We start from the raw sequence: 19427 nt of genomic DNA, 5'->3' as shown, positions 1-19427 counted from the left end.
ACGCCGTAAACCCATCCCTGGGGGCTCTTCGAAAACGTCCCTGTTTTCGAAGGTCTCGCAAGACTGCACCCGGCATCGGCGCCTTCGCTGCAAGTTAATACAGATTAAAAGACCACTTGATCAAAAGATTTTTTCCAACCGTTCCAGGTCATTCACCACCTGCCAGCGACCACCACTCTGCTCGACCTTAAGCTTCCACTCCTCGAGGCGCCCGAGATACTGATTGGGGTCCAAATTGTCCGTACGCAGCTTGGTGACGTTGAGGGCGACCAGATTGAAGCCATCCAGCTGCAGCGGCACATCCCGGTTATAGCCCTCCTTGATCTCCTCCTTCAGGTCGGAAAAAATCAGAATGGTTTTCGAGCCCGGCTGCTTCTCGTTCAGGAATTCCACCGCCTGTAGCAGGCCGCCGGTAATATCCGTATAGGAAGCCGGCGTCGCCTCGTCCACAAACTGCTGGATGGACTGCTGGAACGCCTGTTTCTGCTTGTTGGTGATGCTGGGCCGGTCGTCAAACGTAACCTTGGCCCGGATATTTTTCTCACTAAAACTGCCGGTATTGATACTCGCCACCGCGAAAGTATCACCCGGGTTCATCTTCGCCAGGGTGTAATTGATAACCTGCTGCGCCTTGTCCAGCTCCTCGGTATAGGTGCCGGAGGTATCAATCAGCATGTATATCCCCTGATTGCGCGCCACCGGCTCACCACAGGCGGACAGCAACAGGAAAATTGACAGGGTGATCAGCTTTTTCATCACGACTTTTTCGCCTCCTGCAGCGCCTTCTCCGTATTCACCGCATTCTGCTGCGCCACCTTTTGCCGCCAGCGCAGGAAGCCCGTTTCCAGCCACAGCGGGAAGAAGATCACGATATCGTAAACTCGCACCAGCATCGCGCCGGCGCGCAGCAGCCCGGTGCCGGCCAGACGCAACACCACGGAAACCAGGCGCAGCAGGAAGGCGCCGAGGATGCCAATCACCGTGCGCGAAGACGCGATAAAGTTCTCCAGAGGAATCGCCACAAAGGTCAGCGCAAACGGCAGGATAAAGCCCATGCCCATCTGCGCCGCCGTGGTGATCCAGTAGACATCGCCACCCGCAGCGGCCACGGCTTCGCCGCGCAGCTGGGCACTAACCGCCAGGTCTTCCTGCATCAGGACTTCCCGCATAAAGGCGAGGCCCGCCTCCACCGTGGCGAGGAACAGCAGCAGGGTGAATGCGGCCCACATCATGCGCGTGCGCAGCTTGTCGCTCAGGGCACTGATCACCGGGAACAGCCGGGTGATCCGCAGGCACTCCATCACAAACAGGCCCATGGTGATCTCCACCAGGATAATCACCAGCGCGGAAATATCGGCCACCTTGAAGCTGCCGATGTAACTGGTGCCGCCCACCATCTCCGTCATCGGCCGCGCGATCAGGTGAAAGTTGATCAGGGCTCCACCCACGGCGATGGCCAGCACAAAGGCCGAGATAAAAAATTGGCTGAGAGAGGACGAGGACAGCATACGCTGGGCGCGGTCACTGCTCTGCAGGATTTCCTCGTAGCGGTCCATATGGCCGTCCACTACCGTAGAGCGCTGCTGTACCGCGGTCACCGTCTTGTTGACCTTGCCCAGGCTTTTCAGGATGGAACGCCAGGCCGGCATCATCCGCTTCAGTAACTGGTGCCGCTCACGGGCGGATTCCCGGTAGGCCTCCAGCGCCTTGGCCTCGGCCTTGCGCATGGAACCGTGAATGGTCTCCAGCACATCGCTGACCACCGGATCCTGCTTGGCGGGGATCTCCGCCACCGCCTTGATCGCCTTGGCCCAGTTGGTGGGCTCCGGCGGCACCTCGGAACTGCGCACATAGTCTTCGTCGATGGCGGTCAGCTGCTCGCACAGCTTGCGGTGCAGCGCCGGGTACTGCGCCAGCTCCTTTTTCATCGCGTGTTCGATGCGGTCGAACTCGCGCTCGATATGCCGCTCGGTCGCTTCCCGCCCGGCGGCGAGCAGTACCTCGCGGTTGCGCAATTGCAGGCGCGACTCCGCGGCGGCCACGGCATTGGCGCCGAGGCGCAGTGAATGGTGAAAGAAGCGCGCGAGGGAATAGATTCCCTGGTGAACGGGCTTGCGCGCCAGGAACAGCGCAACCAGCGCTACAACAAACCACAACCACGGCGGCATGCTGTGGAATAACTCGGCCATGGTACAACTTCCTCCCTGCTGTCTTGCAGCAACAGTTATTTTTTGTACAGACCCGACATCAGTCCAGTTGGAGCCAATGGAATGGGTGGCGCCCCCCGCCACCGGGTAAGAATTAGAGAGAGACTCCCGCATGCTACCAACAGTTGGCACCGGTTTCCCGCTGACCGTCACAGTTATGCGGGCAAAAGTACCAGGTAGCAGGTGAATGGAGGGCCATTTGGCAGGAAAGTTCACCTGCAGGTGATTTTTGCGCCAGTCAGTCCAGGCGCTTGCGGAAGCGCAGTATCGCCAGGGTCATCATCACCACGATAAACACCAGCAGCGCCACCAGCTCGAGCCAGAGCTCGAAGATCCCCGCACCGCGCAACATTACCCCGCGAATAAGCCGCAGGAAGTGGGTGAGCGGCAGTATCTCCGCCAGCCACTGGGCAGCCTTCGGCATACCGTCGAACGGAAACATAAACCCCGACAACAGAATGGACGGCAGAAACACAAAGAAGGTCATCTGCATGGCCTGGAACTGGGACTGGGCGCGGGTGGAAATCAGCAGCCCCATGGCCAGGTTGGCGACAATCAGCAACAGCGCGGCGATATACACATCCACCAGGCTGCCGCGAATCGGCACCGAGAACAGCCAGGTCCCCAGCAACAGAATCAGGCTGGTCTGGACCAGCCCCACCAGCCCGTAGGGCAACACCTTGCCCACCATCAACTCCGCACTGCTCACGGGGGTGGCAATCAACAGCTCCATATTGCCCCGCTCGCGCTCGCGCACAATCGCCACCGCGGTAAACATCACCATGGTCATGGTGAGAATGATACCGATCAGACCGGGCACGATATTGATCGCCGATACCCGCTGCGGGTTGTAGAAGCTGACGATACTGATGCTGCGCCGGGGCAACGGAATGGAATCCTGGCGGTCGGGGAGGCTGGTGTTGTTTTCCGGCGGCGGCGCCACCACCGGCATCTGCGCCAGCTGTGCCGCCGCGCTTTGCACCACGGTGTCGCTGCCATCCACCATAATCTGTACCGCCTCATCACCAGTGGCCAGGCGGCGCTCGTAGTCGTAGGGGATCGCGACCCCCACGCTGATCTCCCCCCGGCGCAGCAGTTCCATCAACTGCTCCGGGGTGCGCGCATCTGCCACCGGCTCGATGACGCCGGTGGCGAGCATATCCATTATCAGCTGGCGCGAGGCACTGGTACCGGCCTCGTCGGCAATGGCCGCCGGCAGATGGCGCAGATTCAGGTTGATGGCGTAGCCGAACAGGATCAGCTGCATGATCGGGATGCCGATAATCATCGCCAGCGTCATCCGGTCCCGCCGCATCTGGCGAAACTCCTTGATCAGCACGGCGTAGAGGCGGCGGAATTTCACGTACCGGTCCCGGCATCCGCGCGCTCGGGCTGCTGGTTGGTGACCGCCACAAACACGTCTTCCAGGCTGGGCTCGGTTTCGCTGACCCGGCCCGCTATGCCCGCGGATTTGAGGGCAGCACGCACACTATCGGCGCTGCCCTGACCCCGCTCACCCAGTATCCGCAGGCTGTTGCCAATCTGTGCCGCACTGATTACCCCCGGCACCGACAGAATGGCCTGCTTGGCCTGGCGCTGGTGGTCGGTTTCCACCAGTAATGTGCGCCCTTCCAGGTCCGCCATCAGCTCCGCCGGGGAGCCATCGGCCACCAGCCGGCCGCGGTCGAGAATCGCCAGCCGGTGGCAGCGCTCCGCCTCATCCATATAGTGGGAGGAAACCAGGATGGTGGTGCCGGCGTCGGTGAGTTCAAACAGTTTCTCCCAGAAATCCCGCCGCGACTCCGGGTCGACCGCACTGGTGGGCTCATCCAGGAACAGTAATTCCGGTTTGTGGATCACCGCACCCGCCAGCGCCAGGCGCTGCTTCTGGCCGCCGCTCATGGTGCCGGCGAGCTGCTCTGAGCGATCAGTGAAATGGTACTCTTCCAGCAATTCCCCGATCCGGGTTTTCGCCTGCTGCCGGGGAATATTCTGTACCGCGGCGAGAAACTCCAGGTTTTCCCGCACGGTGAGATCGGCAAACAGGGAGAATTGCTGGGTCATATAACCGATATGCTGGCGCAGTGCCTCCGCCTCTGCGGGAATGGACAGGCCAAGCACTTCAATTTCCCCGGATGTGGGCGTCAACAGCCCGCACAGCATCCGGATGCTGGTGGACTTTCCGGAGCCATTGGGACCGAGAAAACCGTAGATCTGTCGGCGTCTCACGATAAGGTCCAAATTATCCACCGCGGTCAGGCTGCCGAAGGTTTTTGTCAGGCCCCGGGCGCGGATTGCGATCTCCGCGGCCTGCTTTTCCGCCGTGTTCATTTGATGCTTTCTTCCGCAGCGGGCTCGCCCGGCACATCAATAGTGTCGTCGGCGGTTGCGGGCACCTGCGGGGGATTTTCCGGCTCGTAACCGGGCAGTGCCGTGCTCTCGTTGCTGGTGCTGGCAGTGGCACCGCCGGCAAGAAATTCTGCCCGCAACGGAAGGCCCGCGGGCAGGCCTGAGGCATTTTCCTGCAGCTGGATTTCCGCCACATAGCTGAGTCGCGCCACGTCGTCTCCGGTCAATGCGTAATAGGGAGTGAAGCTCGGCGTGTCACGCACCAGGCGCACCCGACCGCGATAGGCAGTCTCGCTACCATCGAGGTAAACATCCGCCCGCTGGTTGCGCCGCACCTGTGCGCGCATTGGCTGCGGCACGTAGACCCGAGCGTAGGGTGTATCCCCCGCCAGCATCACCACCAGCGATGCGCCGACCGGCGCCTGGTCTCCGAGCTTGAAGGGAATACTGTCCACCAGTCCCGAGCGCGGGGCGCGCAATGTCAGTTTATCCAGCAATACCCTTTGCGCCGCGGCTTCCGAGATCGCCTGCGCCAGCGCGGCCCGGCCCTGGTCGATATCTTCCGAGCGAAAGCCCCGCTGCAGTTCCTTCAACTGTTCCTGTGCAGCGCGCACCCGGGCCTGGGCACTTTCCGCCGCCGCCCGGGCGCCGTCGATATCTGACTTTGACACAAAGTCTTTGCTGCCGAGATCCTGCAGGCGCCGGTAATCCGCCTGGCGGTCCACCGCCTCCGCCCTGGCCGCGGCAAGGTTCGCCCTGGCGCGTTCAATTTCCTCGATGCGCGGCCCGGCCTGCAATTCGTCCAGTTGCGCCTGCTGGCGTGCTACCGCCGCTTCCGCGGCCTCAAGTTGTGCACGGGTTCGGGCGGGGTCCAGCTCCAGCAATACCTCCCCGGCTGTCACCTGCTGTCCCTCGCGGACCTGGATGCGGACAATTTTTTCCGCCGCCGGTGCCGGTATTGCCAACCGGTCCCACTCCAGGGTGCCCAGTGCCGTATCGCGGCGCGCCTCACATCCACCGAGCATGAGGAATACGCCAACCAGAGCAGCCACAACCGCGCGGAAGCGGCACTTACGAGACAAAAATGTCTCCGGATCGAATATCCCAAAAAATTCTAAAACCATATTTTTCTGGAAAACATCTTCTTAAAAATAGATCCCTTAACTTCAAAAAATCATGAATCTCTGTCACTTAATTTACCTGCACCAGTATTAATCACGTCTACACTCCATACAAATTTCTCAAAGAATGAGATTTTCGACTTAATCAGACTGGCGCAACGCCCACAAAGAAAACTTATTCCCTCACCACAAGGTGATTTTTGTCGAGATCATAAAAATCCTGGTGCACCAGAAAATCCAGGCTGTACCAAATCGAAAACCTCACTTGAGACATCAGTAACAAAAATGGGGTCATCTATGCCGATTCTCTTTCTGAGCGATTCCGGCCTGCATGGGGAGCTGTTGTATTCACTCGTATCCGAGTCGCTCCCCTTCAATTGGGAAAAATCTGAAATAGGCAAACAGCAGCACTGTCTGAAGAACTATGAGGCCATTGTGGTGGATGGCTTCCCCCTGACACCCAAGAATACCCAGAGCGCGGTATTCAACCACCTGAAGTCCATGGATCACCCCAGGATTTTCCTGATCAACTTCCCGCCGGACCTGCCTCACCATATCCGGCAGCCACTGAACGATCGAAAGTTCCTGTTTCTTTCCGATAATCGCAGCAACCAGAAAGAGCTGCTTACCAGGCTCGGGCTGGCCATCCAGAATGCCAGCGCCGCCGGCGGTACGGCTGCCGGCGGGCGGCCAATGCTCACCAAGCGGGAGCAGGAAATACTGGCAGAACTGACCAATGGCGAGGCTAACAGTGTCATTGCTGCCCGTTTGCACCTGAGCGAGCACACCGTCAAAAACCATATGTATAACATCTTTCGCAAGATCGGGGTAAAGAACCGCCTGCAGGCCAGCAACTGGGCCAAACTCCACCTGCAGGCGGAAAGGATATAGGGGTATGACGCGCCTGCTCTGTCTCCTGCGATGTGTCCTGCTGGGCCTGTGTGCCGCCAGTACTGCCGGCGCGCAGACAGTGGAAGCCGAAGGTGAGGCCCTGGAAGCCCCCCGGGAGGATTACAACAGCGGCCGCATCGAAGATGAAATCAGCGGCTTCAACGTGGACCAGACCATCACCAGAACCGGGCACGACTTCGCGCGCTATATGAGCGAATACCGCAACCTGAACTATCCGGACAGCGACTACAACCTCACCATCAGGGAGCGCCCCTCCGCGCGCTGGGGCAACCTGATCTGGATAACCTACAACAACGAAACGGTATTTCGGCGTTTTATCAGTCCCAGCACCAACAACATCAAGGCACTGGCGGAACAAGCCGCAACCATGATCCATGAAATGGTACTTCAGGAAAAAGTGCGCCAGGCACTGACCGATCACTTTGATCTAGGAAAGGATGAATTTTAATGAAGCGAATAACCCTGCCTTCCGTGCCACTGATCTCAGCGTTATCGCTGTGTGCACTGTACGGCACCACTGCCTTCGGTAGCGAGCTGATTTACGAGCCGGTAAACCCGAATTTTGGTGGTAACCCGCTCAACGGCACCTACCTCTTATCCAATGCCCAGTCCCAGGACGACAACAAGGACCCGGACAGCCTGTCAGACCTGTACGAACAACCCAGCGCGCTCGACCGCTTTACCGACTCACTGGAAACCAGGCTACTCAACCAGTTGCTGACCGATGTCGGCAACGGCAACAGCGGTGAACTGATCACAGACGACTTCATCGTGCAGATCGTCGATACCGATGGCGTGCTCAGTGTATTGATTACAGACCGGGAAACCGGGGATACAGCGGAGGTGATTGTCAGCGGACTAAACCCCACCAACTAGCCAGCTATTTCTACGTATATCGGCCATATAACAATTATCAGGCGAACCCCAGAGCCCTGAATAATCTCGAATAATACTGGAGGCACACGTGATGCAATTTAAACGTCACAGTATTGCGACCATCGCCCTGGCGCTATCGATCGCGTTAAGCGGCTGCACCATGGTCAAAAGCACAGGCGATGCCCTATTCGGAACCGGTAAACAGGACGCCATTCTGACCCCGCGGAACAACACCTACCGGGACCTGCAGAACCTCCCTCAACCCAAGGGCAAGATTCTCGCCGCGGTCTACAGTTTCAGGGACCAAACCGGCCAGTACAAGCCATCCCCCGCCAGCAGCTTTTCCACCGCGGTTACCCAGGGTGCCGCATCCATGTTGATGGATGTTTTGAGTGACTCCGGCTGGTTCATTCCACTGGAGCGGGAAGGCCTGCAAAACCTGCTGACCGAGCGCAAAATCATTCGCGCGGCGCTGGCCAAGCCCGACGCTCCGGAAAACAATGTCATGCTGCCGTCCCTGGTGGCGGCCAATATCCTGCTGGAAGGTGGCATAGTCGCCTACGACAGCAACATCCGCACCGGTGGCGCCGGCGCGCGCTACTTTGGCATCGGTGCAGACGAGCAGTACCGCGTCGATCAGGTCACGGTGAATTTGCGCGCAGTCGACATTCGCTCCGGCCGGGTATTACACACAGTACTGACCTCCAAGACCGTGTACTCGAAGGCGATCAGCGCAGATGTGTTTCGCTACGTGAAATTCAAGCGGCTTCTGGAAGTTGAGGTCGGCACCACCACCAATGAACCGGCCCAGCTCGCCACGCTGTCGGCGATGGAATCCGCTGTCATCCACCTCATCAGTGAAGGAATCATCAATAACTCCTGGGCGTTACAGAACCCGGAAGAAATCAATAACCCGGTTATTCAGTATTACCTGAACGAACCCACAACCTTCATGTAACCCCCGCCCCGGAGCCAAACAATGCGTGCTATTCCCCTAACCAGGTGGTCGGCGCTACTGACGGCATCGTGCCTGGCGGCATTCGGCCTGCGGGCCGTCGCCCAGGAATTCGACGCAGAATCCGAACTTGCCATGGCCGGCGAGCTGGAACGGTACGGCGGCGCCTCCGCGGCCAACATCGCCAATATCTACCAGCAAGGCAGCCTGAATCATGTACAGGCCGCGCAATTTGGCGTAGTCAACTACCTCGCCCTTTCCCAGGAGGGGCGACAAAACCTGCTGCTGGTGACGCAGTCTGGCGGTAAAAATACCGTAATCACTTCACAGCATGGTGAGGTCAATATCGCCGCGCTGCTGCAAATCGGTTACGAAAACCTGATTCTGCTGGAACAGACCGGCTATGGGCATAACGCAAACATTTCTCAATTCGGTATGCAAAACTCGGCAACGGTCAAACAGGTGGGCGCATTCAACGAGGTCAGCATCTACCAGAACGGCAACGGTCTTCACACAGAAGTGACACAAAAGGGTGCGGCCCTGACCACCGTGGTCAAGCAGTACGATTGAGCATTAGAAAAAATGAAAACCCGAAACTACAACCCGCTGTATTGTGTGTCCCTGTCGATGGCAGTGAGCACCGTGACCACCAGTGGTGCCATCAGTGCCCAGGAAGTATCCCGCGGCGCTGCGCAAGCACCTTCCGGTATCCTGTACATACTCGACCAGGAGCAGGCAAACTCCACAGACAAATCCATCCAGTTGACGCAGGATGGCGAGTTCAACCAGGCACAGGCGACCCAGCAAAGCGAATCCAACAGCAGCGTTACCCAGGTTCAGCAAGGGGACCTGAATTCGGCCAGCTCACAGCAGCAATACGGCGCCAACAACGCGATTGCAATCTATCAGGTTGGCGCATTCAATGAATCCACCGGTATTCAGGCGGCATCCCTCTCCGGGGTGATGACTACCCGACAGCGTGGTTTTTACAACAATGCGGTGGCCGTGCAGGAACTGGGGGCGGGAAACCTGGCGGAGCTGTCGCAAAAAGGCGTGCTGAACTCGGCATCCGTTAGCCAGTACAACAGCAATTACGCTAAAGCGTTCATCCAGCAGACGGGAAGCGACAACGAAGCAGATACGCAGCAGAGTGGTCACGGAAATCTGGCACTCACGGTCCAATCGGGATCGTTTAATCGCTCGACAAATATTCAGAACGGGTATGTAAACGAAAACAATATTCTTCAGGACGGCTTCAGCAACCGGAACCAGATTGTCCAGGAAGACGCGTACAATGCAATTGATTTAAATCAAGACGGCTATTTCAATCGCACGTCGATTCACCAGGGCGGCGCAGATGGACTCGGTGGCGGTCACCAGCTCATGATCCATCAAGTGGGCGGCTTCAACCTTATCTCTATTTCCCAGATCGGCATATCCTCCAGCGCAATCGTTACCCAGTATGGCCACGGCAATAGCGTTTCCCTGACCCAGTAAGCGCCGTGGTTGCGGTGAGAATCATTCAATAGGCCGACGCCGGTTTCACTCCAAATTTGCGAAACGAATTCCACAAAGCGCATAGATTTCCACAGACTTTTTGAATTAGCTCTTCCCCCGTAATCCTTCTCATTCCCGGCAAGTCATTTCCGACAAATCACTCAAGGCAACGCATGTTTCCGTCGAACCTTTTCGGTTTGGATATTGAATGATCGATAGCCGAAAAAACCCCTGGTTAAAAATTGTACTTTTTTCCTAGGCATTAGTGACTTACCTCCTATAGCGCTTCCCTCGATTCACTACAAAAATTACCCCCGCAGCGATCGCATATTGATCACTTGGAGCAATTTTTATCCACATCAATGCCGGAGCGCTCGCGCACACAGAGTTGGTTGTGCAGGTACGCAGGGAGTTTAGCGTTATGCCTGCCAGTCAACGGCTGCGGTACTGGCGTCAGTACCATCCAGAATCAGCAGATGAACGCTGACCATTTAACGTCGGGAAGTTAAAGGAGCAACTTATGAAGACGTTTACCCCCATCGCCACAGCAGTGCTTGTCGCCATCAGTGGCAGCGCGCTGGCCGGAGAAAACGTGACCTATCAGGACCAGTATGGCTTTGGCAATGAAGCGCACGCTTACCAGACTGGCCCCGATACCTGGACCAACAAAATTGATCAGGAACAATACGGCGCGCTGAACCACGCCCTTGCCTCCCAGAGCAATGAGGCAAAGAGCAAGATTTACCAGATTCAAGAAGGGAAGTTGAACGGCGTTTATGACGAACAGCACGGTGGCTTTGACAACGTCAGCCGCACCAAACAGATCGGGTATTACAACGTATCCAGCACTATCCAGTTATACGAAGAGGAAAGCCATTCGTTTACCAATCAGGACGGCGAGCATAACTACTCGTATGTTGACCAGCATGGAGGCGAAAGTAATCGCGCCTATTCCTCGCAGTACGGGAAAGGCAATTACCAGCACACCACACAGATATACAGCTACAACTCGATCGCGGATACGGACCAGTACGGCTATGGCAACGAGTCCAATACCGAGCAATACGGCGACCACCTGGAATCCACAATCCTGCAGATTGGCGTGATGAACAGGGCGAATGTGGCCCAGGGCGGCGAGAAAAGCATGTCCAATGTTACCCAGTTCGGATTCGACAACTATGCACACGTTTCCCAGTTCGGCCTGTACAACACTCAGACAACCCTGCAGATCGGTGCCTGCAATACCGCATCGACAACCCAGTACGGTATTGGCCTGAGCGCAAGCAAAATCCAGCTTGGAATCGGCAACAACGCTGATTCGCACCAGGTAGGGGTCTTGGATTCCTCCATGCAGGTTCAAGGCGGACTGTTCAACACAGCACATGTAATGCAATAAACGCTGGAAGATGGGTGGCGCCTTGTGTCACCCATTCTCTATTGGGAAGCCAGTGGCCCCGCGCATGATTACTGGCATCCCCGCATTTCGCAGCAGAGGTCAGTCCCGTGAAACCCATCATTGCCCTGGCAGTATCCTTGATGGCGATAAGCAGCCAGGCTATTGCTGAACAGAACTCTTCCACCATCTACCAGTCCGGTACCGGCAATGTCGGCGCATCGGACCAGACAACTTACGGTACTTATGCCAGCCATATCTACCAGTCCCAGGACGGGGATATCAACCACACATTCGCGTTGCAATCGTCGGAATCCCACAGCCAGATCTACCAGGTGCAACAGGGAGTGATGAACGACGGCTACTCCAAGCAGTCTGGCGGGCAATACAATCAGGGCAGCATTTACCAGTCGGGCAGTGCAAACAGGGCGGATACATTCCAGTTGCAGGCCCAGTACAGCGAGGCGAGTATTCGACAGCAGGGTTTGTCCAATAAAGCCGCGGTTTATCAGATCGGCGGGTACGGAAATATTGCGATCATCCAGCAGTATGGATCGGTACTCAACGCGCACATAGGGCAATATGCCAGCACAGATTCCGAAGCCTATATCCGCCAGGGCGGCAATTACAATGACGCCAGAATACTGCAGAGCGGCTTTGGACAGATGGCCGACATCAGCCAGGATGGAGATGGAAATACCGCCCTGATCGAGCAAGCCGACTCCCACAACGAAACCTGGATCTACCAGGATGGCTATACCAACCAAGCCTATATTTCGCAACACTCCTGGCAAAACTACGCCGCCATCAACCAGCATGGAGACCTGAACCGGGCCGACATTCTGCAATACGGCGCGGGAGGACATTCCGCCATCGTCAATCAGTTCGGGGCGATGAACTCCGCAGTGGTGACACAGTCGGGAATATCGCAAACGGCCATCGTCACTCAGTCCGGCATCGGAAACCAGGCTGCTGTTTCCCAGTAATTAGATTCCAATATTTTACCAATCTGAGAGATCACTTCATTTCTCCCGGGGGATGGATATCGGTACCCAGGGTACTGCCGTGTTTTAGCAAGGAGGACATCATGGAACGTCCGGGACTCAGCGGCCGGAAGTTGTTATTTATCTCAGCCCTATCACTGGCGCCACTACTCGTCAGCGCTGGCGCTTTTGCACAGCAGGAGGAGCATGTGCGGGATCTGGCGCTGAAGATACTGGGCAAGCACGTGTTTTATGATACCGAGCTGTCAAACCCCAAGGGAAACCAGGCCTGTGTTTCCTGCCACGAACCTTTTGCCGGTGGCACCAGTGGATTCTCAGACATCAACAAAACCACCGTGGTTGTTCCAGGTGCGAATGGCGGTGTCGGCAACCGCAAGGCCATCACCAATATATACGCGAGCTTTGTGCCGCCTTTCGGGCCCGGCTGCAAGCCCAACACCCTGATCGCCGGCAGTTTTTGTGGCGGTAACTTTTGGGACGGCAGATCGGAAGGAAAGGTCCAGGATCTGACAGACGGTACCGTACCCGCGCCCCACCTGGATGAAGAGGTTTTCCACGATATCGAAAGCCCGTATATCAAAGCCTACAGCCAGTACTTCGGCCCCACGTCCGACCAGGCCCTGAACCCGATGCCAAGTGCTGTGGAGCAGAACATTGCCGAAATCGATGTGTGCAAGCGGGTCGCTGCATCCGAATACCGGAACCTGTACAAAGTAGCCTTTGGCAAGGAGATCAACTGCAGTTATTCCTACGCGAGCCCGTCCGAGTACCCCGGCTTTACCCACTATGACATCGCCTTCAGACGACTGATGCTGGCAGTGGGCGCCTACCAGCACAGCTGGGACCTGAATTCATTCACCTCGAAACGGGATTTTGCCCTGCGCTCCGAACTGGCCTGTATCGAAGAGGGGCATGCGGAGTTCTATGACCAGGAATTCTGCCAACAGTTGACCCAGGAAATCCTCTACAACCCGGAAAAAACACAGGCCGGCAAGTTCCCATTATTGATGCTGTCGGATTCGGAAAATTTCGGTCACGACATGTTTTACAATGTGCCGCATTTCGCGTCCGCGCTGGTAACGAGCAATCCCGACCCCAGTGTACCCGCAGCTGCCTGTGCCTTCTGCCACAGCAACTCGCCAACTGAGCCAGCGTTCGCCGGGCCACCGCCTGCAGGGCTTATTTTCGACTTTGGCGACGACGGTGCCGAACAATTGCAGACCTATGCCGACCACGCGTATCACAATATCGGGGTTCCGTATAATGCGGAGATACCCGTTGCGGACGGCGTGGACTCCGGCCTGGCCAAAACCCACAAGCCGGGCGTTCCTCCAGGTGGCTTCCGCAGCCCGTCACTGAGAAACCTGTTTAAAGGGGCTTCGGATACTTTTACCCGCTCGTATATGCACAATGGCTTTTTCAAGAGCGTTGAGAGCGTGGTGCATTTCTACAACACCGCGGAGATCGACCAGACAATCACCCGGCACCACAACAAGCTGGACTGTGCAGCCGTCCTCGGGACACCGCTGATCATCACCGAAGAAATTGCACTGGAGAACAACTGTTGGCCCGCGCCAGAATTCCCCAACGCGGAAGGGGTTGCGCCTTTCCTGACCCGGGGTACCCTGATTGGCAACCTCGGACTGACACCAGAGCAGGAGGGCGATCTGGTTGCCTACCTGAAAACACTGGATGACTACCACACCTCGGAGCCGCCCCGGATTTTCGAGAGGCGGGAATTCCTGCCGCCACTCATGTCCTTTGGTGGCAATTACCGCCCCAGACCGGCAGCACCGGCATCGGTGCTGTTCTCCTACGAGGGAGACTGGCTGATCCGGGAGTGCAACAAGCACTATCTGGGTGATGGTGTAACGCCAATCAGTGTTGCCCCGGGAACCGGTTGTGACATGCAAACCATCATTGATGTGCTTATGTATTTGCGCTGACGATTGCCGGCTTTAGCGCGCAGCAATCCCGCAACTTAAGAAGCCCCGCAACAACGGGGCTTCTTTATTTCCGCTCAGAACTTTCTTCCTAGACGTTTACTACTTCTCTCCTATAGCGGCTACGCAAATTTACGACAAGACTCAAAATACAACGGAGCATATTTACTACCCCAAGCAGTAACAGGGAAAGTTATCGCATGATCCGAACCTTCCTGCCCCATGCCGACGCGGCGTCCTGTGGAACGCCCCGCCCCCGGTACCCGAATCCCAGAGTAACACTCCCACCTGAATTTGCGGAAAGCTGGCGCCTCAATGATTCGCCGGTTATTTGCGCAAGCCCTTTGGCACTGCTTTAAGCGCCATCTCATATCGGTTGGAATCAGCCGATAGTTCATCAACGTCCGATCCTCAATGCAGTAATGGAGACACTCATGAAGACGTTAACCCCGATCGCCGCCGCGCTGCTGTTTGCCGTCAGCGGCAGTGTGTTCGCCGATAACAACGAAGCCACTCTCTTCCAAACTGGTGATGGCCACTCCGCCTTCGTGGACCAGACTGGACCAGGCACTCACGACAACGATGTCCTCCAAAGTCAGAGCGGCACCTACAACAATGCAATTGCCGTGCAGTCCGGGACTGAATTTAGCCATATCGAGCAGCAGCAAAGCGGCGGTCACAATGATGCCGGTTCCTTCCAGTACGGTGGCCGCTTGAATACGAGCATGATCATCCAAAGCGGCTACAAAAACGACGCGACATCGCTACAGGTCGGAGAGCAGGAAAGTGATGCCCAGATAAACCAATCCGACTATTTCAATGATGCCCATGTTTCGCAATTCTTTGGAGAGCGCAACATTGCCGACATTAACCAGTCCGGCGTGCATAATGACGCCGATGTGTACCAGATTGTCGCTTTTGACAACCTGGCAATGATCACCCAGGCTGGCTTAGGCAACGACGCCAAGGTGGTCCAGGTATACAGTTCGGGATCTGAAGCCGTGATTGAGCAAGACGGCTTCGGTAACGATGCGGGGATTAAGCAGAGCGGTGATGACCATATCGCGAATATCGTGCAGAGCGATGGCGGGAAAAACTGCGCCGACATCGTCCAGTCCGGTACCGGGAATTTTGCCGGCGTGAGCCAGATCGGCTCGTACAATCACGCCTATTTGAGCCAGACCGGCATGGGCCAATCTATCCTGATAACCCAGAACGGTAACGGTCACAGCGCGGTAGTCCACCAGTAACTGACCCGATCGGCACAAACAAAAAGGGCGGCCAGATGGCCGCCCTTTTTGTTTTTACCGGTATCCACTCACAGGTGCTCTACCGCATCGATCTCGTATTCGATGGAACCGGATGGCGTCTGCACCACAACCACCTCCCCGACTTCCTTGCCAATCAGGGCGCGGGCAATCGGTGAGTTCACGGAAATTTTCTTCTGCTTCACGTCCGCTTCATCGTCGCCCACGATCTTGTAGGTAACTTCTGAATCGTCTTCCAGGTGGATGATGGTGACGGTGGTACCGAAAATCACCTTATCCATCGGCTCGATGGCTTTGACATCGATCACCTGGGCCATGGACAGCTTGGCTTCAATTTCCTGAATCCGGCCCTCGATAAAACCCTGCTTTTCGCGGGCTGCGTGGTATTCGGCGTTCTCTTTCAGGTCACCGTGCTCGCGGGCTTCGGCGATTGCCTGTACAACGGCGGGACGCTGTACTTTTTTCAGGTCTTCCAGTTCGGTGCGCAGGGCTTCTGCGCCCTCAACGGTCATGGGTACTCGGTTCAATGGAACCTCCGGGTGTCTGTTTCACAACGAAAAAGCTTCGCCTGGCGGCGAAGCTTTTCGGGTATTGCTTCTGAATAAGCGTTAAATATCCCCGCGCCGATAGCGCGGGGTTAAAGGTGGCAATCAGCCCCGCAGGTGCACCACACGTTGGTGCAGGTCCTGCAGGCGGCGCACCTTGAGCGGCTCGGCAATCTGCATGGCCATGGCCATGGCGCGGGCCGCCGCCAGGGTGGTCGTGTAGCACACCTGATGATTCTCCGCGCTGCGGCGGATATCCGAAGAGTCGCGAATGGCCTGACGCCCCTCGGTGGTGTTGACCACCAGGGCAATTTCGTCGTTCTTGATCATATCCACGATATGCGGACGACCTTCGCTCATCTTGTTCACCGTTGTAACGGTAATACCGGCATCTTGCAAGACCCTGGCGGTACCGCGGGTGGCTACCAGCTCGAATCCGAGTCCCAGCAGCTCACGGGCCACTTCCACCGCCCCGGACTTGTCCACATCCTTCACCGAGATGAACACCTTGCCGGATTCCGGCAGGTTGTCGCCGGCGCCCAGCAGGCCCTTGTCGAAGGCTTCGGCGAAGGTCTCGCCCACACCCATTACCTCGCCGGTGGATTTCATTTCCGGGCCGAGGATCGGGTCCACCTTCGGGAACTTGTTGAACGGGAATACCGACTCCTTCACGGAGAAGTAATCCGGCACGATTTCCGAGGTAAAGCCCTGCTCCTGCAGGCTGATGCCCGCCTGGCAGCGCGCGGCGATCTTCGCCAGCGAGGTACCGATACACTTGGACACAAAAGGCACGGTACGGGAGGCGCGCGGGTTCACCTCGATCACGTAGATCTCGCCGTCCTGGTACGCCAGCTGGGTGTTCATCAGGCCGACCACGCCCAGTTCGCGGGCCATCGCCTTCACTTCTTCGCGCATCTTGTCCTGCACGTCGGCCGGCAGGCTGTAGGGCGGCAGCGAGCAGGCGGAGTCACCGGAGTGCACACCGCACTGTTCGATGTGCTGCATGATCGCGCCGATCACCACGTCCTCGCCGTCGGATACCGCATCGATATCCACCTCGATGGCGGAGTGCAGGAAGCGGTCCAGCAGTACCGGCGCCTCGTCGGATACTTCCACCGCTTCCTTCATGTAGGTCTTGAGTTCGTCTTCCTTGTAGACGATCTCCATGGCGCGGCCGCCGAGTACGTACGACGGGCGCACCACCAGCGGGTAACCCACTTCCTTGGCGCGCTGGATGGCTTCGTACTCGGAGCGCACGATGGCGTTCTGCGGCTGCTTGAGGCCCAGGCGCATGATCATCTGCTGGAAGCGCTCGCGGTCTTCCGCGCGGTCGATCTGCTCAGGGGTGGTACCGATAATCGGCACACCTTCCGCGGCGAGGTAACGCGCCAGGTTCAGCGGGGTCTGGCCGCCGAACTGCACAATCACGCCGGTGGGCTTTTCCTTGCGCACGATTTCCAGCACGTCTTCCAGGGTTACCGGCTCGAAATAGAGGCGGTCGGAAGTGTCGTAGTCGGTGGAAACCGTCTCCGGGTTACAGTTGACCATGATGGTCTCGTAACCGTCTTCGCGCATGGCCAGTGCCGCGTGCACACAGCAGTAGTCGAACTCGATGCCCTGGCCGATACGGTTGGGGCCGCCGCCGAGCACCATGATCTTTTTCTTGTCGGACGGATTCGACTCGCACTCTTCGTCGTAGGTGGAGTACATGTAAGCGGTGCTGGTGGCGAATTCCGCAGCGCAGGTATCCACACGCTTGTAGGACGGGAATACCCCCATCTTGTGGCGGAATTCGCGCACGGTTCTCTGGCTCACGCCCAGCAGGTCGGCGAGGCGCTTGTCGGAGAAGCCCTTGCGCTTGAGGAAGCGCATGGTCTTGGCGTCCAGCGCGGAAGTCGGCATGGACTTCAGCGGCTCTTCAATGTCTATGAGTTCCTTGATCTGTACCAGGAACCAGGGGTCGATGCCGGACAGCTCGTACACCTCGTCGACGCTCATGCCCATGCGGAAGGCATCGCCCACGTACCAGATGCGATCGGAGCCAGCCACGGAAAGTTCGCGGCGCAGGCGTTCCATGGAACCCGCTTCCGCCGGATCCAGTTTCGGCTCGAAACCGAAGGAACCCACCTCCAGGCCGCGCAGGGCTTTCTGCAGGGATTCCTGGAAGTTGCGGCCGATCGCCATCACTTCGCCCACGGATTTCATCTGGGTGGTCAGGCGCGCGTCCGCTTCACCGAATTTCTCGAAGGTGAAGCGCGGGATCTTGGTCACGACGTAGTCGATGGACGGCTCGAAGGACGCCGGGGTGGCACCGCCGGTAATGTCGTTCTGCAGCTCGTCCAGGGTGTAGCCCACCGCCAGCTTGGCCGCGACCTTGGCAATCGGGAAGCCGGTGGCCTTGGAGGCCAGTGCAGAGGAGCGGGACACCCGCGGGTTCATCTCGATGATAACCATGCGGCCGGTCTTCGGGCACATGCCGAACTGCACGTTGGAGCCGCCGGTCTCCACACCGATCTCGCGCAATACCGCGATGGACGCGTTGCGCATCAGCTGGTATTCCTTGTCGGTCAGGGTCTGCGCCGGGGCCACGGTGATTGAGTCACCAGTGTGCACCCCCATCGGGTCGAAGTTCTCGATGGAACAGACGATGATGCAGTTGTCGTTTTTGTCGCGAACCACCTCCATCTCGTACTCTTTCCAGCCGAGTAAGGATTCGTCGATCAGCAGTTCATTGGTGGGAGACAGATCGAGGCCGCGCTTGCAGATTTCCTCGAATTCCGGCCAGTTGTAGGCCACACCGCCACCGGAGCCGCCCATGGTGAAGGACGGGCGGATGATCACCGGGAAGCCGAACTCCTCCGGTACCTTCTTCGCCTCTTCCATGGAGTGGACGATCTTGGCGCGTGGAGTCTCGAGGCCGATGGCTTTCATCGCCTTGTCGAACAGGTCGCGGTCTTCCGCTTTCTCGATCGCGTCTTTGTCGGCGCCGATCAGCTCACAACCGAATTCTTTCAGCACCCCGTGCTTGTCCAGCGCCAGCGCACAGTTCAGTGCGGTCTGGCCGCCCATGGTGGGCAGGATCGCATCCGGGCGCTCCTGTTCGATGATCTTGGCAACGGTCTTCCACTCCACCGGCTCGATGTAGGTGGCATCGGCCATCGCCGGGTCGGTCATGATGGTGGCGGGATTGGAGTTCACCAGGATCACCCGGTACCCCTCTTCCCGCAGCGCCTTACAGGCCTGGGCACCGGAGTAGTCGAATTCACAGGCCTGGCCGATAACGATGGGGCCGGCACCGATGATCAGAATACTTTTAATGTCTGTGCGTTTTGGCATCTTTCTTCCGTCTTGCTCCGG

General features: G+C 57.5%; 17 protein-coding genes. 10 read left to right on the top strand and 7 right to left on the bottom strand.

Going from position 1 to position 19427, the window contains the following annotated elements; all coding sequences use genetic code 11:
* Nucleotides 1-120 precede the first annotated feature (120 nt).
* The 5 genes from QZ511_RS04185 to QZ511_RS04165 all read right to left on the bottom strand — a co-directional run bounded on the left by QZ511_RS04185 (nucleotide 121) and on the right by QZ511_RS04165 (nucleotide 5638).
* Nucleotides 121-756: a VWA domain-containing protein gene (locus QZ511_RS04185; RefSeq protein WP_295799387.1), complete on the bottom strand. Its 636-nt coding sequence runs from the start codon at nucleotides 754-756 to the stop codon at nucleotides 121-123.
* A complete protein-coding gene (locus tag QZ511_RS04180; protein WP_295799384.1) occupies nucleotides 756-2189 on the bottom strand; it encodes a hypothetical protein in 1434 nt (477 codons plus the stop codon). The genes QZ511_RS04185 and QZ511_RS04180 overlap by 1 nt, the downstream gene beginning before the upstream one ends.
* Before the next feature lie 256 nt (nucleotides 2190-2445).
* On the bottom strand, nucleotides 2446-3570 hold the full coding sequence (locus tag QZ511_RS04175) for an ABC transporter permease (protein WP_295799381.1): 1125 nt from the start codon (nucleotides 3568-3570) through the stop codon (nucleotides 2446-2448).
* Nucleotides 3567-4538 (bottom strand): ABC transporter ATP-binding protein, encoded by a 972-nt coding sequence (locus QZ511_RS04170; protein WP_295799379.1) that lies wholly within the window; start codon nucleotides 4536-4538, stop codon nucleotides 3567-3569. Before QZ511_RS04170 ends, QZ511_RS04175 begins: the two co-directional genes overlap by 4 nt.
* On the bottom strand, nucleotides 4535-5638 hold the full coding sequence (locus QZ511_RS04165) for an HlyD family efflux transporter periplasmic adaptor subunit (protein WP_295799375.1): 1104 nt from the start codon (nucleotides 5636-5638) through the stop codon (nucleotides 4535-4537). Before QZ511_RS04165 ends, QZ511_RS04170 begins: the two co-directional genes overlap by 4 nt.
* Nucleotides 5639-5974: 336 nt before the next feature.
* Between QZ511_RS04165 and QZ511_RS04160 the strand changes: the two genes are divergently transcribed.
* The 10 genes from QZ511_RS04160 to QZ511_RS04115 all read left to right on the top strand — a co-directional run bounded on the left by QZ511_RS04160 (nucleotide 5975) and on the right by QZ511_RS04115 (nucleotide 15507).
* Complete coding sequence (locus QZ511_RS04160) at nucleotides 5975-6568, top strand: helix-turn-helix transcriptional regulator (RefSeq protein ID WP_295799372.1); 594 nt, start codon at nucleotides 5975-5977, stop codon at nucleotides 6566-6568.
* A 4-nt stretch (nucleotides 6569-6572) separates the two neighbouring features.
* The gene (locus QZ511_RS04155; RefSeq protein ID WP_295799370.1) at nucleotides 6573-7037 is read left to right on the top strand and encodes a curli production assembly/transport protein CsgE; all 465 of its coding nucleotides are present in this window, start codon (nucleotides 6573-6575) and stop codon (nucleotides 7035-7037) included.
* Complete coding sequence (locus tag QZ511_RS04150; protein WP_295799367.1) at nucleotides 7037-7465, top strand: curli assembly protein CsgF; 429 nt, start codon at nucleotides 7037-7039, stop codon at nucleotides 7463-7465. Before QZ511_RS04155 ends, QZ511_RS04150 begins: the two co-directional genes overlap by 1 nt.
* Before the next feature lie 91 nt (nucleotides 7466-7556).
* Nucleotides 7557-8423: a CsgG/HfaB family protein gene (locus tag QZ511_RS04145; protein WP_295799364.1), complete on the top strand. Its 867-nt coding sequence runs from the start codon at nucleotides 7557-7559 to the stop codon at nucleotides 8421-8423.
* Between the two features lie 21 nt (nucleotides 8424-8444).
* Complete coding sequence (locus QZ511_RS04140) at nucleotides 8445-8990, top strand: hypothetical protein (RefSeq protein WP_295799362.1); 546 nt, start codon at nucleotides 8445-8447, stop codon at nucleotides 8988-8990.
* Between the two features lie 12 nt (nucleotides 8991-9002).
* A complete protein-coding gene (locus QZ511_RS04135) occupies nucleotides 9003-9917 on the top strand; it encodes a hypothetical protein (protein ID WP_295799360.1) in 915 nt (304 codons plus the stop codon).
* A gap of 520 nt (nucleotides 9918-10437) precedes the next feature.
* On the top strand, nucleotides 10438-11313 hold the full coding sequence (locus QZ511_RS04130) for a hypothetical protein (RefSeq protein WP_295799358.1): 876 nt from the start codon (nucleotides 10438-10440) through the stop codon (nucleotides 11311-11313).
* 140 nt (nucleotides 11314-11453) lie between these two features.
* The gene (locus tag QZ511_RS04125) at nucleotides 11454-12296 is read left to right on the top strand and encodes a hypothetical protein (protein ID WP_295799356.1); all 843 of its coding nucleotides are present in this window, start codon (nucleotides 11454-11456) and stop codon (nucleotides 12294-12296) included.
* Nucleotides 12297-12397: 101 nt separating this feature from the next.
* Nucleotides 12398-14260: a cytochrome-c peroxidase gene (locus QZ511_RS04120; protein WP_295799355.1), complete on the top strand. Its 1863-nt coding sequence runs from the start codon at nucleotides 12398-12400 to the stop codon at nucleotides 14258-14260.
* A 431-nt stretch (nucleotides 14261-14691) separates the two neighbouring features.
* Nucleotides 14692-15507, top strand: coding sequence for a hypothetical protein (locus QZ511_RS04115; RefSeq protein WP_295799354.1), 816 nt, complete (start codon nucleotides 14692-14694; stop codon nucleotides 15505-15507).
* A gap of 68 nt (nucleotides 15508-15575) precedes the next feature.
* Here the strand turns inward: QZ511_RS04115 and greA are convergent, their stop codons facing one another.
* The gene (gene greA / locus QZ511_RS04110; protein WP_295799352.1) at nucleotides 15576-16052 is read right to left on the bottom strand and encodes a transcription elongation factor GreA; all 477 of its coding nucleotides are present in this window, start codon (nucleotides 16050-16052) and stop codon (nucleotides 15576-15578) included.
* Nucleotides 16053-16175: 123 nt separating this feature from the next.
* A complete protein-coding gene (gene carB, locus QZ511_RS04105) occupies nucleotides 16176-19406 on the bottom strand; it encodes a carbamoyl-phosphate synthase large subunit (RefSeq protein ID WP_295799350.1) in 3231 nt (1076 codons plus the stop codon).
* Nucleotides 19407-19427 lie beyond the last annotated feature (21 nt).

The sequence above is a fragment of the uncultured Microbulbifer sp. genome (genome assembly GCF_913055755.1).
Classification (GTDB): domain Bacteria; phylum Pseudomonadota; class Gammaproteobacteria; order Pseudomonadales; family Cellvibrionaceae; genus Microbulbifer.
The sequence above is the reverse complement of the archived record's forward strand: the minus strand, read 5'-3'. Positions and strand labels throughout refer to the sequence as shown.

Coding starts and splice junctions, on each gene's coding strand:
- QZ511_RS04140 (WP_295799362.1), top strand. CDS start 8,445: ATGCGTGCTATTCCCCTAACCAGGTGGTCGGCGCTACTGACGGCATCG.
- QZ511_RS04180 (WP_295799384.1), bottom strand. CDS start 2,189: ATGGCCGAGTTATTCCACAGCATGCCGCCGTGGTTGTGGTTTGTTGTA.
- QZ511_RS04135 (WP_295799360.1), top strand. CDS start 9,003: ATGAAAACCCGAAACTACAACCCGCTGTATTGTGTGTCCCTGTCGATG.
- QZ511_RS04170 (WP_295799379.1), bottom strand. CDS start 4,538: ATGAACACGGCGGAAAAGCAGGCCGCGGAGATCGCAATCCGCGCCCGG.
- QZ511_RS04145 (WP_295799364.1), top strand. CDS start 7,557: ATGCAATTTAAACGTCACAGTATTGCGACCATCGCCCTGGCGCTATCG.
- QZ511_RS04125 (WP_295799356.1), top strand. CDS start 11,454: ATGGCGATAAGCAGCCAGGCTATTGCTGAACAGAACTCTTCCACCATC.
- QZ511_RS04115 (WP_295799354.1), top strand. CDS start 14,692: ATGAAGACGTTAACCCCGATCGCCGCCGCGCTGCTGTTTGCCGTCAGC.
- QZ511_RS04155 (WP_295799370.1), top strand. CDS start 6,573: ATGACGCGCCTGCTCTGTCTCCTGCGATGTGTCCTGCTGGGCCTGTGT.
- QZ511_RS04120 (WP_295799355.1), top strand. CDS start 12,398: ATGGAACGTCCGGGACTCAGCGGCCGGAAGTTGTTATTTATCTCAGCC.
- QZ511_RS04150 (WP_295799367.1), top strand. CDS start 7,037: ATGAAGCGAATAACCCTGCCTTCCGTGCCACTGATCTCAGCGTTATCG.
- QZ511_RS04185 (WP_295799387.1), bottom strand. CDS start 756: ATGAAAAAGCTGATCACCCTGTCAATTTTCCTGTTGCTGTCCGCCTGT.
- QZ511_RS04160 (WP_295799372.1), top strand. CDS start 5,975: ATGCCGATTCTCTTTCTGAGCGATTCCGGCCTGCATGGGGAGCTGTTG.
- QZ511_RS04130 (WP_295799358.1), top strand. CDS start 10,438: ATGAAGACGTTTACCCCCATCGCCACAGCAGTGCTTGTCGCCATCAGT.
- carB (WP_295799350.1), bottom strand. CDS start 19,406: ATGCCAAAACGCACAGACATTAAAAGTATTCTGATCATCGGTGCCGGC.